This window comes from Flavobacterium sp. EDS (assembly GCF_020991525.1).
Taxonomy (GTDB): Bacteria; Bacteroidota; Bacteroidia; order Flavobacteriales; family Flavobacteriaceae; genus Flavobacterium.
In genome coordinates, this window is the sequence record NZ_JAJMOZ010000003.1 from 267,552 (window position 1) to 282,667 (window position 15,116).

The 15,116-nt window shown below is 33.6% G+C and carries 12 protein-coding genes and 1 pseudogene; 8 read left to right on the top strand and 5 right to left on the bottom strand.

Annotated elements, in window-relative coordinates:
* Window positions 1-3: 3 nt before the first annotated feature.
* The gene (locus tag LPB87_RS06540; protein ID WP_230605367.1) at window positions 4-279 is read left to right on the top strand and encodes a DUF6520 family protein; all 276 of its coding nucleotides are present in this window, start codon (window positions 4-6) and stop codon (window positions 277-279) included.
* 74 nt (window positions 280-353) lie between these two features.
* Here LPB87_RS06540 and LPB87_RS06545 read toward each other — a convergent pair whose 3' ends face one another.
* Genes LPB87_RS06545 through LPB87_RS06555 form a run of 3 tightly spaced genes read right to left on the bottom strand, consistent with a single transcriptional unit; the run spans window position 354 to window position 7,459 of the window.
* Window positions 354-3,002: a prolyl oligopeptidase family serine peptidase gene (locus LPB87_RS06545; RefSeq protein WP_230605368.1), complete on the bottom strand. Its 2,649-nt coding sequence runs from the start codon at window positions 3,000-3,002 to the stop codon at window positions 354-356.
* Window positions 3,003-3,023: 21 nt separating this feature from the next.
* Entirely contained in the window at window positions 3,024-4,424 is a 1,401-nt protein-coding gene (locus LPB87_RS06550) for a RagB/SusD family nutrient uptake outer membrane protein (protein ID WP_230605369.1), read from the bottom strand.
* Between the two features lie 11 nt (window positions 4,425-4,435).
* On the bottom strand, window positions 4,436-7,459 hold the full coding sequence (locus LPB87_RS06555; protein ID WP_230605370.1) for a SusC/RagA family TonB-linked outer membrane protein: 3,024 nt from the start codon (window positions 7,457-7,459) through the stop codon (window positions 4,436-4,438).
* Window positions 7,460-8,008: 549 nt separating this feature from the next.
* Between LPB87_RS06555 and LPB87_RS06560 the strand changes: the two genes are divergently transcribed.
* Entirely contained in the window at window positions 8,009-8,260 is a 252-nt protein-coding gene (locus tag LPB87_RS06560) for a helix-turn-helix transcriptional regulator (RefSeq protein WP_230605371.1), read from the top strand.
* Window positions 8,261-8,723: 463 nt separating this feature from the next.
* Here the strand turns inward: LPB87_RS06560 and LPB87_RS06565 are convergent.
* Window positions 8,724-8,899 (bottom strand): annotated as a pseudogene (locus LPB87_RS06565) (histone H1).
* A 72-nt stretch (window positions 8,900-8,971) separates the two neighbouring features.
* Window positions 8,972-10,651 (bottom strand): tetratricopeptide repeat protein, encoded by a 1,680-nt coding sequence (locus LPB87_RS06570; protein WP_230605372.1) that lies wholly within the window; start codon window positions 10,649-10,651, stop codon window positions 8,972-8,974.
* Window positions 10,652-10,991: 340 nt separating this feature from the next.
* Here LPB87_RS06570 and LPB87_RS06575 point away from each other — a divergent pair, with 340 nt between their 5' ends.
* The 6 genes from LPB87_RS06575 to LPB87_RS06600 all read left to right on the top strand — a co-directional run bounded on the left by LPB87_RS06575 (window position 10,992) and on the right by LPB87_RS06600 (window position 15,091).
* A complete protein-coding gene (locus tag LPB87_RS06575; protein WP_230605373.1) occupies window positions 10,992-11,705 on the top strand; it encodes a hypothetical protein in 714 nt (237 codons plus the stop codon).
* Between the two features lie 155 nt (window positions 11,706-11,860).
* Window positions 11,861-12,694: an AraC family transcriptional regulator gene (locus tag LPB87_RS06580; protein WP_230605374.1), complete on the top strand. Its 834-nt coding sequence runs from the start codon at window positions 11,861-11,863 to the stop codon at window positions 12,692-12,694.
* Between the two features lie 104 nt (window positions 12,695-12,798).
* Window positions 12,799-13,479, top strand: a complete 681-nt coding sequence (locus tag LPB87_RS06585; protein ID WP_230605375.1) for a hypothetical protein — start codon at window positions 12,799-12,801, stop codon at window positions 13,477-13,479.
* Between the two features lie 362 nt (window positions 13,480-13,841).
* Window positions 13,842-14,279, top strand: coding sequence for a hypothetical protein (locus LPB87_RS06590; protein ID WP_230605376.1), 438 nt, complete (start codon window positions 13,842-13,844; stop codon window positions 14,277-14,279).
* Between the two features lie 137 nt (window positions 14,280-14,416).
* Window positions 14,417-14,761 carry a DUF4134 domain-containing protein gene (locus LPB87_RS06595; protein WP_230605377.1) on the top strand — a complete coding sequence of 115 codons (345 nt, stop codon included), beginning with the start codon at window positions 14,417-14,419 and terminating at the stop codon, window positions 14,759-14,761.
* Window positions 14,762-14,773: 12 nt separating this feature from the next.
* The gene (locus LPB87_RS06600; RefSeq protein WP_230605378.1) at window positions 14,774-15,091 is read left to right on the top strand and encodes a DUF4133 domain-containing protein; all 318 of its coding nucleotides are present in this window, start codon (window positions 14,774-14,776) and stop codon (window positions 15,089-15,091) included.
* Window positions 15,092-15,116 lie beyond the last annotated feature (25 nt).

The window sequence follows — 15,116 nt, forward strand, 5'->3', positions numbered from 1 at the left end:
ATTATGAAAACATTAATTTTAAAAAAGATGATGCCAGTTGCAGTTTTTGTATTGGCAATTTCAGGTGCGTTTTTAACCACATCGATGCAAAGTGACGCTATAATAGACGATGAAATAGATGGCTATGCGACGCCAATAGGGGGGACTCCTTGTAGTGTTCCTGTAGAATGTTCTGATGAATTTGATGAAGTGTGCCGTCTAGTTGAGGATGATGATGAAAGCCCACAAGCGTTTGGACTAGATGGAACTACTTGTCCGATAATTTTATATCGCCCATAAAGCTGACGCTTAAAATATCATTTAAACTACAATGCAGTTCTAAAAAGAACTGCATTGTTACTTAGTGTAAATTATTATTTCAGTCCTGCTTTTATCCATGGAGCGGGGAGAGAATCTTTGAGATGATAATTAAACCATTGTTGTATTCGAATAAAAAGGTCTTTTTGATTTTTTTTATTGGTAAGGTTGTGTCCTTCTTTGGGATAAAGTAACATGATATGCTTTTTTTCTAGACGTCGTAATGCCAAATAGAATTCTATACTTTGATTCCAATTCACTTGTTTGTCGTTGCCACCAGTCCAAGAAAGTAATGGTGTAGTGATATTTTTTGCATGAAGGATGGGTGAGTTTCTATCGTAGGCTGCTTGATCCTCAAATAGTGACTTTCCCATACGCCATTGTTGATTTTCAAAACGCCACATATCAGGCCTTCCAGAATCTCCACCAATCGTTAGATATGTGCTTGTGAGATCTGTTACCGCGGCACCAGCTACAGCAGCGGCGAAAAGATTGGTCTGTGTGATAATAAAATCCGTCTCGTATCCTCCAAAAGAATGTCCAATTAGCCCGATTTTATTTGGTAGAACAAGACCTCGTGCTATTACTTCATTTGTTGCTGAAACAACACAATCAGTTGCTGATATTCCAGGCTTACCAATTTCATATGAGATATCAGGGGCGAGTACAAAATAACCTTGTGTTGTCCATGTGGAGATGTTAAATCCGACATCGTTGAATTGGGAAGGATTGATGTATTTATTAAGATCTTGGGACAATCTCTCGTAAATATGGACAATCATCGGATATTTTTTTTTATTGTTGTAATCTGCTGGATAATACAATATACCTTGCAATAATTTTTCTCTTGCGTTTTTATATTGAATTAGTTTTGTTTTTCCCCAATGAAATATTTGTTGTTGTAAATTACTTGTTACTAATACTCTTGTTGCTTTATGGGGATGCGTTTGTAACATTAATCGGGGAGAAAGATCATAACGTTGTTCTCTATATACGAATGCATCACCAGAGGTAGTTCTTATTAGTTGATCTAGGTGGGTATTGGTAGACGATACTAGTTTTTCATTAGATCCAGGTGACCATCTATAATAACCATACGGCCTATTTTTTTGAGTAGCTTCTAGTATTAATCCTTGATTGAAATCAATAGTATTAAGAATCCATCCTGAATAATTAGGTTTCCCAAGAATAATTTTGGTATAGCCCGCTAATCGAAATTGTATTTGGTCTTCTCTACCATGAGTTAATCTTCTTGCTGTTAGCCCATCTGAGGTTATTGCCCAGATATCATATTCATCACACAATAGGATTTCTTTATCCTCTGGAGTCCAGCCTAAGTTTGAGTACGTACTAGCATGTCCTGGGTGTTCTTTTTCATTTTGAAAAAAAGAGTGTCCAATATTTTTGGTAATATTAGTATGAGTTTCTTTTCCAATGTCATAGATCCACCAGTTTTTTTCTCGAAAGTACGCTATATATTTCCCAGTAGGTGATGGGATGGTATGTTTTTTATGTCCAGAATGTTTTTTTAAAATTAGAGTATTTTTACCAGTAGTCAAATCTACAAGATAAAAATCTCTAAGGCCTTCATAAGCATATTGCGGTTCATATTGCTGTGTATTGTACAGTATAGCATATTTTTGATCTCCATTTAGCATAAACTGTGGTAAGGTATCATTAGAAATGAGTCTGAAACGATCCTGTTGTGGATTCCATAGGGCAAGATAAGTTCCTTCGGTTAATTTTCGTTTTTCTTCCATTGGATAAACCCATTTTGCATTCCCATACCACAATTGGACATCAGAGTCTTTTAACGTGTCTTTTGATTTGGACTTTCGTTGTACTGCAAAAAAAACTCTTTGCATATCATCGGAAATTTTTAAATTGTAGGTTGTTGTAGCAATAAACAAGGAATCTTCTAGAAAGCTAAGTTGCTTTTTTTGATTGGGATAGTATAATTTTTTATTGGAAAGATTATAATAAAAAATAGTATTATTTGATGTTCCAAGGGACTTTTGCATGAAAGCGACTGCCTTTCCTTTTATATGCCATACGAGATTATTAAAAGAACTCGGACCACTTAATAATACAGTTTTTTTGTTTTTTAAAGAAAGTTGTAAGAGGTTAATAGTATGTTGATTTCCAGTAGTAATAGTATACAGTATCATTTGGTTTGTTGGATCCATTAAGAATTCATTCACCCCTACAATATGTTCTTGTTTGCCTTCATTGAGTTCGCGAATAATCAAGATATTTTCTTTTTTCTTTTCACTTATAAGAATTAAAAGACGTTTTGCTATTGGAGAGTAGACATATTGGATTACATTGGCTATGATTTCTTCTTTACCATTATTTAAAGAGACTAAGTGAAGTCCTTTGGTAGTTTGGTAGGTAAACCAATCTGGAGTTATAAAATCCCCTGCGTTACCTGAAGGAAAAGCATGTGTTTTTAATGATTTGGTGTTTTTTATAAAAAGAGTATCAACATCATTCTTATACGAGATAGTATAACTAATCCATTGTCCATTTGGAGTCAATTTTTCAAGACTTAATCGCCCCCATTTTGGGTAATCATCCTTAGTTAACGTTTTTTTTTGCAATACCTGCCCCCAAAGGGAGCAGGCAACTAATTGCAAAATAAAAATTAAAAAAAAGGATAGCTTTCGCCATGGCAACACTACTGTTGTTTTGAATTGTACTTTCATTTTAGTGTTTGATATTAGAATTTAATAACCTGGGTTTTGAGGTTTTAAATTTGGATTGAGTGTTAGTTCGCTCTCTGGGATTGGTAAAAGATTATCAGTTATGTTCCAGCCTGGTTTTGTGGATAAAACAGTATCAAGCTTACCAGTGCGTTTGAGATCAAAAAAACGATGTCCATATTCGGTAAAAAACTCTTTTCTTCTTTCCTGAAGTATAGACTCTAATATTTCTTCTTTTGAGTTTACTGTTGCATTAGAAAGGCCAGCTCGTTTTCTTATTTTATTCAAATCTTCTTTCGCTCCAATGAGATCTCCTAGTTGAGCTCGAGCTTCTGCCCGAATAAGATATTGTTCAGTTAGACGTAGCACTATAGAGTATTCCTTTGAAGTAGTAGACGCTTTAGATTCTTTGTACTTAAAGGCATAATACCATGTTTTAGTTCCATTAGTTACTGGTGCTGTCCAATTTGTCTTTCTTAGGTCACTCACCGTAAAGGAATTCATGAGAGATTCGCTTAGTGCTACGAGTGGAGGAGGTCCTGAAGTGAAAATAAAAATTGTGGCTTCATCTGTGTTTTTTCCTGCTACAGCAGGCATAAATTGCCAGATTGTTTCTGTAGAATTTTTTAAAAACACTTTATTAAGTGAATTTTCAAATACATATAAGCTATTGTTTTCTATTACTACTGTAGCCATTTTGTTGGCATCATCCCACATACCTCCATATAGATAAACTCTTGCCAAAACTGACTTTACAACAAAAGAATTAGGACGTACTCTCTCTGCATTAGGGTAAGACGGTAAAAGTAATCTCTCTGCATTTTTTAAATCCGTTATAATTTGTGTATACACAAGCTCATTAGATTTGCGCGAGACAATACTATTACTCTTATAGTCGGTAGTTTGTATATATGGAATATCACCAAAGAGCTGCAGTAAATAAAAATGAAGTAGCCCACGTAAAAAAAGAGCTTCTCCTTCTAATTGTGCCTTTTCTTGTTCATTAAAATTAGATGTTTTAACACCTTCCAGAACTGCATTGGCGGCATAAATTTGGTTATAGGAATTATTCCAGAACTGAGCTACAGTACTATTAGAAGGTAAGAGGGTATTGGTATAAAATCCTAAAGTAGTATTAGTAGATGAGCCATAAAAAGTAAGCTCATCTGCATAATTACCTAGTTGATTTGAAATACCAAATGAGGTTCCAGTAAGTAGTCCTTTATCCCGAATCTTGGAATAGACGTCTGCCATAGCTGCATTTGCAGTTGTATAGTCTTGAAATACACTTGTGTTTGTAAGGTGTGATTTTGGAAGATCTATTTCCAGAAAAGAATCACAAGCAGGCATAGAAAAAGTAAAACTTAAAAAGAATATTTTTTTAACTATGCACCAGTAGTACTTTTTTTTAAATATCGTTTTCATACTTTAATAGATTAAAAAGTTAGTTGAATTCCAGCAGTAATAATTTTAAGTGGAGGGAGATAACTACTACTTTTAAACTCAGGGTCTCCATACTTGTAGGGAGTAAAACTCAAAAGATTTTGACCTTGGAGCATAATAGTACATTGTACTGCTTTAGAACTTAAAGGAACGTCATAACTTAAGGCAACTGTTTTAAGTCGAACGTATGATGCATCTACAATAGCTGCATCACTTCCTGAATATCGAGATTGTGCGGTAACAACAGCAGAATTGTACCCAGCACTGTAAATTTGATAAGGTCCCGTGTCGCCAACTTGCTTCCAGCTATTTATCATTCTTTCTGGACGATTGGTCATCAACCCGGCGAGTCCTACTAGATTATCTTTATTGAGTTGCTTCACAAATTGAAAGAGGAAGTCTAGTTTCCAGTTTTTATAACTCAATTGATTTTGTAATCCGCCAAAATAATCAGGGTTAAGATTTACTACAGTTTGCTTGTCATCAGGAGCCGATAGGACACCATCATTGTTCTGATCAACAAATTGATATATTCCAGTTACTGGATCAAGTCCAATGTATTTATATGCCAACTGAATATTGAGAGGTTCTCCAATACGGTATGTATTTCTATAAGTTGAACCTTTTAAATTCGGGAATGCTAGAAGCTCATTGCGAGAGATACTCACATTGAGACTGCTTATCCATTTAAAATATTTGGTAGAAAAATTAACGGTTCGTAGGGTGAATTCTAATCCTGTATTCTCAACAGTTGCATCTAGATTAGCTTGTATTTGAGTAAAACCAGTTGTTCCTGGTAGTGGTATTCCTACGAGTTGATTAGAAGATTTATTTTGATACCATGCTCCAGTTAGAAAAACATGATCCGCAAAAAATCCTAGCTCTAGTGCTACTTCCAATTTTTTATTGATTTCCCATCCAAAGTCGGGATTAAATAAACGAGTTGGTTGTAATCCTATGATATTTTGATAATTGACACCCGAAGAGTTATAAGTGTTTAAAAATTGGTAATCTCCAATTTGATCACTACCTGTAGTTCCGTAGCTACCACGAAGTTTTCCAAAGCTCAACCATGAGCTTTTTTTTAGAAAGTTTTCATTAGAGAATAACCAGGCTAGGCCAACCGCACCAAAATTGGCATATTGGTTTCTTGGTCCAAAACGACTTGAACCGTCTCTCCTCGCAGTTATGTTTACAATGTAACGATCTTTCCAGTTGTAATTGATTCTACCAAAAAAGGCTTGGTATTTATATATGGTTTCATCACTAAGGGCAACTTGGCGTGTAGTTGCAGAAGCAAGATCGTTAATTAGACTATTTGAGCTAAATCCTGTTCCAGATTGAAATAAACGCGAAGTGGTTTGTTGTTGAAAGGTTCCACCTATGAGAATTCCTAACTTGCCACCTTCAAATTCCTTTTCCCAATTAACTTGTGGTTCTATAATCCAAGAGCTTCGTTTGGTATTGTTGAGAAACAAATTTGAATTGGCACTAGTGTATCCAAATGAAGGATTGTAAATAGTTGATGGATTGGTGCGACTCTCTATATGTTGTAAGTCAGAATATCCCAAACTACTTTTCAATATTAAGCTAGGTGCTATTTCGTAAGAGACGATTGTATTTGCTAGAAGATCTTTGGTTTTGGATAGATACTGTGCTGGTAGGTTTCGCAAAGGATTGTCCCAAGTTCCGTTTTCCCAATTAAGATTACCAGCTGTATCGTACAAAGTTGGGGCATTGGGTGGGAGTGACCTTGATTCAGACGTAAGATCAAAAGCTGGTTGATCGTTGTTTTGAGCAGTGTATCCACCTGAAAATATGAAACGGAATTTATTGTCTAAGGACTGATGGTTCAGACTGAACTGCGCTCCTCCTTTTTTATATAAAAAATCACCTGGAAAAACTGTAGATTCAGTATGATAGCTTCCACTGAATAAGAACTGTGTGAATTGTGAACCACCTGTGATAGTTCCTTGTAAATCTGTTATTACAGCAGTACCACCGATTATCTTTTTTTGCCAATTCGTATTTCGATTTTGATCCCATGTTCCATTGACATCATATGCATTGGCTGGATATGTAGTAATCCCATCGTTGGCAAAAGCTTGCCGACGCATCGCTAGATACTGCTGAGTATCCATAAGTTTCATGAACTTGGTTACAGTTCCAGCTCCTGAGGATGCTGTGAAGCTGATTTTAGTTTTACCTTCTTTTCCTTTTTTTGTTGTAATCAGAACCACACCATTGGCCCCACGTGAACCATAAATGGCGGTGGCATCAGCATCTTTTAGTACTTCAATACTTTCAATAGCATCTGGATTAATACTGTTTAATGGGTTAGTAATAGTAGGGAAGATTGTTGAGGTTTGTCCATAACCGATGGGATCTGAAGCATAGGGGACACCATCAATAATATATAAAGGATTATTTCCTTCGGATCGGATACTGTTTTGTCCTCGTATCTGGATTTCGAATCCTCCACCAGGGACTCCTGTGGTCTGGGTTACATTGACCCCAGCCATACGTCCTTGTAAAGTGGCTAGAACATTCGTCACAGGTTGGGTTTCGATATCCTTGGCTGTAATTCTTGAGATACTGCCCGTACGCTTGCTTTCCTTTACGGTATAATAACCTGCGTTGACTTGGACTTCTTGTAGTGTCATGGTGTCGTACTCTAAGCTTATGTTTATGGTTTGCCGCCCTTTTATGGGGACCAGAACGGTTTTGAAACCTACAAAAGAAACTATTAAAGTATCTGAAACAGCTGCAGCAATATTATACTGTCCATTGTAATCGGAAATTGTACCAGAATTGGATTTACCTTTCAAGGCAATGGTGACACCAGGTAAAGGATTAGTACCATCAGTAATGATACCTTTTACTAGATTTTGTTGGGAGTTGGACTGCAGTTGCCGCAGGGAACTCTTTGCTAGAACAGGGGTAAAAGACAAGAAACACCCGAAAAAAAACAGGCAATAAAGAGCCTTACTACCCTTGTAAAATGAATAATTATTCATAATATTGGGTTAGTTAAGTAAAACGTTTGTTTTGTTTGCTACGGTCCTCTATACTAGTTTGGTGACGAAGTAGAGGGCCATTTTTTATGCGTTAAGTTGTGTAGGTTATGGTATCGACTACCAGTTTCGTTGAATCATAGGCACGCAAGTTTATTGGTTAAACAATAATAACTAGTTGCGAAACATCGAAATTAAGAAAGTGCGCCCTGAAAAGAATTGAGTATAAAGTTTCTTATAAAAAAGAAACGTGGGACTCAACTTATTGCATAGAAGGATTTACTGGACTACCTGCGCGCGAATAAGCGAGCCCACGCCCTTTTATAAGCGTAGGCATTTGCACTTATCATCTTGCGCGCTAAAAAAGTGTCCAGTTTTTTCTAAGCAAGATTCAAAGCGAATGCTTCAAATATTTTTATATGAAGTATCGCAAAAATACATTACAAATCGTAATGATTATACAAATATAACAAATAAAATGATTATGGGGATATATCCCCATAAGTTTTATGTTAAATATTGGCAAATTCACTTGTCAAAAGAAATAATACTATGGATAATATATTTAATGATTTTCTAAGGGAATTTGGTAAAAGAGTAAAAATAGAAAGAGAAGCAAGGAACTTAACTTTAGGGGATATGGAATTTCACACTGGTATTGATGATAGTGACTTTAATAAAATTGAACTAGGAAAAACAAATATTACGTTTAGGACTTTCTTAAAAGTTGCAAAAGGACTTAATGTGCAGCCCAAAAGATTATTAGATTTTGATATTGATTTGAAAAATGAAAATTCAGATTAGATAAAGTGCTATGGTCATCTTTTTTTGTACTGAAATTTAAATATTAGGAGAGTGTTTCGAAGTTCTAAATAAAATTTTATCTAAAACTAGGCTAGCGTTTTAATTTTATAAAAAGAATATGAGAATAGATAAATCAAATATTACAGTAATCACTATTGGAGTTTTACTATTGGTCTCAGGTTTAGTTATTCGCTATATCATAAATAGACGCAGGTTTAATCGGAGAGGAGAGGGTGGCTTGCAACACTTTAAAAGTTATGAACGTGCAACCGTGATTACTTTTATTGAGAAAATAATCATGCTGTTATCTATGATTTTGTTACTAGTAGGTGTGGTATTCTTAATTGCAGTTATTTTTTTCTAGAAAAATAAGATTATAAATAAATTGTAGTTGTTTATAATTGAAGAATAAGAAACAAACCTTGTTTAATTTAATTAAGCAAGGTTTATTTTTTTAATGAACTTATTTCTTACATTCTTCTACAGAAACTTTTCTAAACTCTTTTAATAGTTTTTCAATTTCTAAAGTTGATTTACGCGCTCTTGGTCCAGCCGCTTTTACACCTTTTCAATTAGTGATTCTGATTCTGTTTTAAAAGTTTCGAATTCTGCATAGATTTTTGATACTAGATCTTTCATGATTTTATTTTTAATTTAAAAACTCAAAAATATCCTTTTTGTTCTTACTACATAAATGATATGCAATTAATTTCACAATTGCTGTTTTTCTAATTCTTTAATAAAAAAGGTAGGGGAGATTTCAATTCTTTGTAGAAAAGCATTTGTAAAACGTTGTGTTGAACTAAAACCAGCTTCTTCAGCTAATGCCGCATTACTAAACTTTCGTACGATTCTATTTGTTTTTAGGAGTTCGACTAGATAATCAATTTTTAAATCATTGATGTATTCCACAAATTTTTTGTCTCTGTAGAAATAAATTATTTTAGATAGGTATTTAGTGTTAGAGTCGAAAGCTGCTGCGAGTTTTACTAATGTCCAATCTTGTTCCAGAAATTTCTTGTCTTGCTCAAATTTTTCTAATTGCTTAAGTATTCCAGCTACTGTATCAGGATTGATGTTTAGAGTATCTGAAGGGATTTTATTTTGTACCACATTGTCTTTAGTGTTTTCATTTTTAAACATTAATTCTGCAAATTTTTTCTTGTAATTCTTTTTAATTCGGGTATTTCTGTATACCAAATAGGAGGAGGAAAGAATAAGAAGCCCAATAACTGAAATGAAAATTAGCTCTGTGGATTTTTTTCTATTGAAAGAATTTTCAAGTTTTTTCTTTTCTGCGAATAGCTTTTTGGTATCATATTCTTTATGCATTTTTCCAGTTAGGTACTTATAAGTACTATTAGAAATACTATCTACTTTAAGTAATTTATTGACATAATATAGCTCTTCTTCGGGATTTTTCTTTGCAACATAATAGTCTATTAGAACTTCATACATTTCACGTAGATCAGGACGAATATAACCCTTATCATCAAAGCTTTTGTCTACTTTTCGGAAGTAATGTATTGCTTGATCTGTTTTACGTAATTCCCAATAGCTTTTTCCGATATAGTAGTAACCTACACTTTCATTAGAAAAATCTTTATTCTTACGAATACCAATGAGCCCCTTTTGAATTGTTCGTATTGCCATAGCATAATTTTTTTTGCCATATTGATTGACCCCTTCGGAGTGAATAAAATAGGGTTCAACCTCTGTATTATTACGCCTTTTTCCTTGTGTTACCCCTGTATTATTTATTTCGCTACACAAACCATAATTCCCCAATCTATTATTTACTAATCCAAGGGAATGGAGCGAATTAAGATATGCTCGATCATCGTTATCTTTAAAATGATCTATGCATTTCTTAAGCAATACTATAGCTTCATCATATGAACCTAGATAATATTTAATAAGTGCCATGTTGTACTTTAGTTTGTAAAACAAGTAAGGGTCACTAGTCTTTGTTATAAAATTATTTGCTATAATATAGTTATCAAGGGCAGCCTTATGTTCTTTTTCGGCATAATAGACTATTCCTTTTGATAGGTATGCAGATCCAATTAGTACATTATCTTTCGAATTTTTGGCAGCGTAAATCATACTATCGGCATAAACCAATTTATAATTTTCGTCAGATTTTAGCAAAAAATAGTTTTTATAGCCCAATACCATCTCCTTCCAATTCTTTTCTGCTTTGGCTTTAGCCAAATAAGAATGTACATATACAGCTGCTTTGGATGGATTTCTTTTAAAAATATCAATTTGCTCGTCCAGATATGTATATTCCTTATTGTACAAAGAATCAGGAATGTGAGTGTTTTTTTTCTGTGCTATGCAGGTTGATGTCGCCCAGAACAGTAATAGAATAATATATGTTACAGCCATAGTATGTAGATATTGGGATTGATGAGTTACCAGAAAAATCTTTAAGACCTGTATTAAAAAAGGTATGTGATTACTAGTTTTTTTGATTTTAAAAATAGTATAAAGAATTGATTAATAGATGTTTATTTGTTTTAAATATGTGTGGATTTCATGTAAATCCATATTGTAAGTAATGGAATTCCTTAAGTAATCTCTTGCAAGGGTTGATTTCTCCTAATAGATTTGCTTCGAATTCAAAAAGCAAAAAGTTTGGTATCGTGCCAAATGAAGTTCTGCTTACCCGGGTGCAATGAATTGGGCAATATAAAGTTGCTTGGTAATATTTAACACACCATGAATTATGAAAAAGACAGTATTATTAATTTTAATCTTTCCGTTTATTGTTATTTCCTGTTCTCCTGAAGGAACTGTAGATGATTTGAGAACGAATAAAAAAGTCAATTTTAAAAAGCCTAAAATGACTTTACAGGGGCCAGATAACAATACAAATCCTTATGATAGTGCAGGAAGGCTGCACAATGAGATTTTAGAAATATATTTAGCGACAAGTTCTGGTAATACATTAATTGAGGATATTATGGCGCAAATACAATTGATAGGGCTTTCAAATACCTTTAATATTGTTCAGGATTGTAGTGCGCCAACTTCAATCAACATCATTAATACAATACTTATTAACCCACAAAGTAGTGGTAGCGCCATTATCGAAAATTCAGTATTAACGGTACCTGCCAAAGCAAAAATCGCAACATTACTAAATTCTTTAGCGCTAATAAAGACTAATCCATACGAAGATATCTATGAATTTATAACAACCTATGAATCTGAGATTCTATTGAATGACTTACTAAACAATGAAGATAGGAGGGTTATATTAACTACAGCGTCGATTGCAAGGTATTCAATCTACTATGAAAAGAAAAAAGACAGAGATTGGGATAGCTCTGCAGGCAATCATATTGGTGGTCTTGTTGGAGCTCTTGATATCAATTTGTCTCCAGTGATTATGGCACTAGTGGCAGGTATTGCTCAAAATAATCTGATTGTTAATTGATAATTTCAAATTGAGCACAAAAAAACAATTATCTCAGCGTAATGCATTTTTTATAATGAGATAATTGTTTATTCTAATATATCATATAATTATCGTAAGGATATAGAATGTAATCTTAGCAAATATTTTTATTGTATCATTTAGATTTATCACACATGATTAAAGATTTTATCAATAGTAATTTTGGATCTGATATGAAAGGACTGTATGTCTCTTTTTTTAAAGAATATGTTGGCTGGGAGGTAAACCGCCCTTTTAAAACATCAAATTTTAGTATGCTGCTAGTTCGTTCAGGGAATTTAAAATTGAAAATAAATAATCAAATTCTATTACTGAGCGCCCATGATTTAGTTTACATACCTAAGAATACGATATGTAATTTAATCGATAGGAATGAATTATTACAAGTATGCATCATGATTACACAACAAGCTTCTTTCTCTTCAGCTTTTAATACCAAAAATTATCCAAGTATTACCCTTAATACTATTGACTTTAAACTAGTGCTACAACTCTTTAAACTACTAGATCTTAAAAACAAAAACATAACCTATTCCATTTATAATAATGAACTAATGAAAAACTCTTTTAACCTGTTTTTATATGAGATTAAAATCATTTATAATAAGTACCGTGATTGTGAAGCGCATGGTATAACAAGGAAAGAACTTCTAGTAGCGCAATTTATAAACTATATTGTTTTGCATTGTAAAGAAAGGCATAGTGTGCAATTTTTTGCAGATGCTCTTTGCATCAGCCCAGGGTATTTAAATAGAATAGTCAAACAAATTACGGACAAAACAGCTAAAGATCTCATTTGTGAAGGATTGCTTATTGAAGCGAAAATATTATTGAAAAATTCGCAAATAACAATTTTCAATATCGCTGATGAATTAGAGTTCAATAATTATTCTTCTTTTAGTACATTTTTTAAAAGGCATACTTCCCTGTCACCCTCCGAGTATCGGTTACAATTAAATTCCCATTGAATATAAACATGATTTGACTGGGTTAAGAATGTTCTATAAGTATTGATTTAGAGTACTGTCGATTACAAGTCGGGAGAAATATTTACTAAGTAAAAGTAAAAAAAATGACTCAAACGTATCTTTTAGAATGGATGGATTTAACGGTGACTTCAACCCTTAATCCTAATAAAGTGGATCTTAGTATGATTACTCCAATCCAATCACGAGCGATTATTAAGAAAGCCACTCAACAAACTTTTTTGATTCAGTCACAGTTTACTGTGCAGGTTTTTTCACTTACTAACGAGAAACATATTAAAATTTTGGTAGGGAATTATTATTCTACCTTGTTATTTCTTTTAGATAAAATAACAGAAATAAATAGGAGTAATGATTTGCACAAGGATAACTTAAAAGAAGTTACAGCTACCTTAATTTCATGCCTAGATGAATTAATAACCTTTGTTGAATCTAGATTTTCAAACTATTTAGGTACACCTTTTCCAATCATTGAAAGAAAAACAGATAGGTTTACTCTAGTGAATAGTCCTTCGAATAAGGTTTTATGCAAACTTTCCACAGATCAGACAGCGCTCATACTTAGGGCATCAGACGAATTAAAAATTCTTATTTCAAAATCAATGAATCATTTATTTAAAACAATTGTTCCTTTCCTTTCCACACCAAATAAAGTAAATCTTTCGTATGATTCCATGAGAAGTAAAGCTTATGTTGCCGAAGAAAGAGATAAGGAGATAGCAATTGAAACATTGGAACGAATGATTAAACAGATTAAACAATATTAATGAAGGCTGTAATAATTTAAAAACATGAAAAAGCTTCCCTTGAGAATATAAAGAACTGTTTTTATAATAGCTGATTTTATCATCAAATTAGCCTCCCAATCGGGAGGCTTTTATTTTTTTGATATTTTTTTATTTTTTTTCTTCTTGATTTTATTGAGGGTACAGCAGGGTACAACTAGGGTACACCAAAAAACTGGACTTGTAGTAGTTTATTGTCTATTGTTTCTTTGTTCTATAAAATGATGAAAATCCTGCTTTGGAATAATTTCTATTTATCGGGATTGTGAGAAACTAATGTAGAACGATAAAATGATGAGCGTATGTTTACAAACATTTCATGGGGCAATTACATACTTGTAGTTGTGCTGTTAGTAGTAAGTTGGTATTTATTTGTTGGATTCCGATTTTACCTTGAAGAACTCAAAGGCATTACAGCAGGAAAGCGAAAACTTCAATTTCGCAGATTAGGGGAGTTAAAGTATGGAGACTTCCAATCTGAATTAAACGATCAGGACCCACCTCAAATGACTTTAGACCAATCTTCGTTTGGAGAATTTGACGCTACGTTTGAAGATGTTGATTCTCTTGTGGAACAACTAAAAAACTTTATTGCAGATGCAAGAAAAAGAAAACTCGCCAAACAAGAAGTACTTGACTACATCCAGCTGTTTTTTAAGCAATATCCCTCTGTAAAGGATTCTGCGTTTCGCTCTTCTGTGAGTGAATTTATTGTAACAAAATGCCAAACACTAGATGTTATATCTGTTACTCAGGCAGAAGTTGAAGAGTTATGGAATTGAAAAATTAAACAACATAGCGGAGGAAATACTCTTGTCCATCCTTGTGCGGTATGGCTTATGTGACATGAAAGAAGAATTGTGACAACGGCAATCTCCTCCGTTTTATCAGCATTTTTAAACTTTAAAAATAATGAGCAATGAAAAAATGGAACTGGAATTTGAGAAAGTTTATTGGAAAAAAATCATCTGTTATCTGTACGCTTCTAGTGCAAATCCTTATGGTAATAAGCTATGAGGTCTATGCTCAAGATGGACTTGCAGGAATTAACGAGGCCAATCAGCAAGTACGAAGTTATTTTGATGCAGGAACTGAACTCATGTATGCCGTTGGAGCAATATTAGGACTCATAGGAGCAGTGAAGGTATATCAGAAATGGAATGCTGGAGATCCTGACACAGGTAAAGTTGCAGCGGCATGGTTTGGTAGTTGTGTTTTCTTGGTAGTAGTTGCTACGGTAATCAAATCCTTCTTTGGGATTTAAGTGTATTGGGCCATGTCAAATAGTGTATATCAAATTAACAAAGGAATTAACCAAAGCATAGAATTTAAAGGGTTAAAAGCGCAATATATCTGGTATTTGGGAGGGGGAGTGATTGCTTTAATGATACTATTTGCAATCCTATATATAGCAGGTTTGCCTTCATTTATCTGTATCGGAATTATTGGTATTTCGGGGACATTATGGGTTCTGAAAATATATAAGATGAGTCAGAAATATGGGGAACACGGAATGATGAAAGCCTTAGCAAAACGACAGATTCCTAAAGCGGTGAAATGTCAGAGCAGAAAAATATTCAAAATGGAAAAATAGCATAGGGATAAAAATGGAAACAGGT

Coding starts and splice junctions, on each gene's coding strand:
- LPB87_RS06540 (WP_230605367.1), top strand. CDS start 4: ATGAAAACATTAATTTTAAAAAAGATGATGCCAGTTGCAGTTTTTGTA.
- LPB87_RS06545 (WP_230605368.1), bottom strand. CDS start 3,002: ATGAAAGTACAATTCAAAACAACAGTAGTGTTGCCATGGCGAAAGCTA.
- LPB87_RS06550 (WP_230605369.1), bottom strand. CDS start 4,424: ATGAAAACGATATTTAAAAAAAAGTACTACTGGTGCATAGTTAAAAAA.
- LPB87_RS06555 (WP_230605370.1), bottom strand. CDS start 7,459: ATGAATAATTATTCATTTTACAAGGGTAGTAAGGCTCTTTATTGCCTG.
- LPB87_RS06560 (WP_230605371.1), top strand. CDS start 8,009: ATGGATAATATATTTAATGATTTTCTAAGGGAATTTGGTAAAAGAGTA.
- LPB87_RS06570 (WP_230605372.1), bottom strand. CDS start 10,651: ATGGCTGTAACATATATTATTCTATTACTGTTCTGGGCGACATCAACC.
- LPB87_RS06575 (WP_230605373.1), top strand. CDS start 10,992: ATGAAAAAGACAGTATTATTAATTTTAATCTTTCCGTTTATTGTTATT.
- LPB87_RS06580 (WP_230605374.1), top strand. CDS start 11,861: ATGATTAAAGATTTTATCAATAGTAATTTTGGATCTGATATGAAAGGA.
- LPB87_RS06585 (WP_230605375.1), top strand. CDS start 12,799: ATGACTCAAACGTATCTTTTAGAATGGATGGATTTAACGGTGACTTCA.
- LPB87_RS06595 (WP_230605377.1), top strand. CDS start 14,417: ATGAAAAAATGGAACTGGAATTTGAGAAAGTTTATTGGAAAAAAATCA.
- LPB87_RS06600 (WP_230605378.1), top strand. CDS start 14,774: ATGTCAAATAGTGTATATCAAATTAACAAAGGAATTAACCAAAGCATA.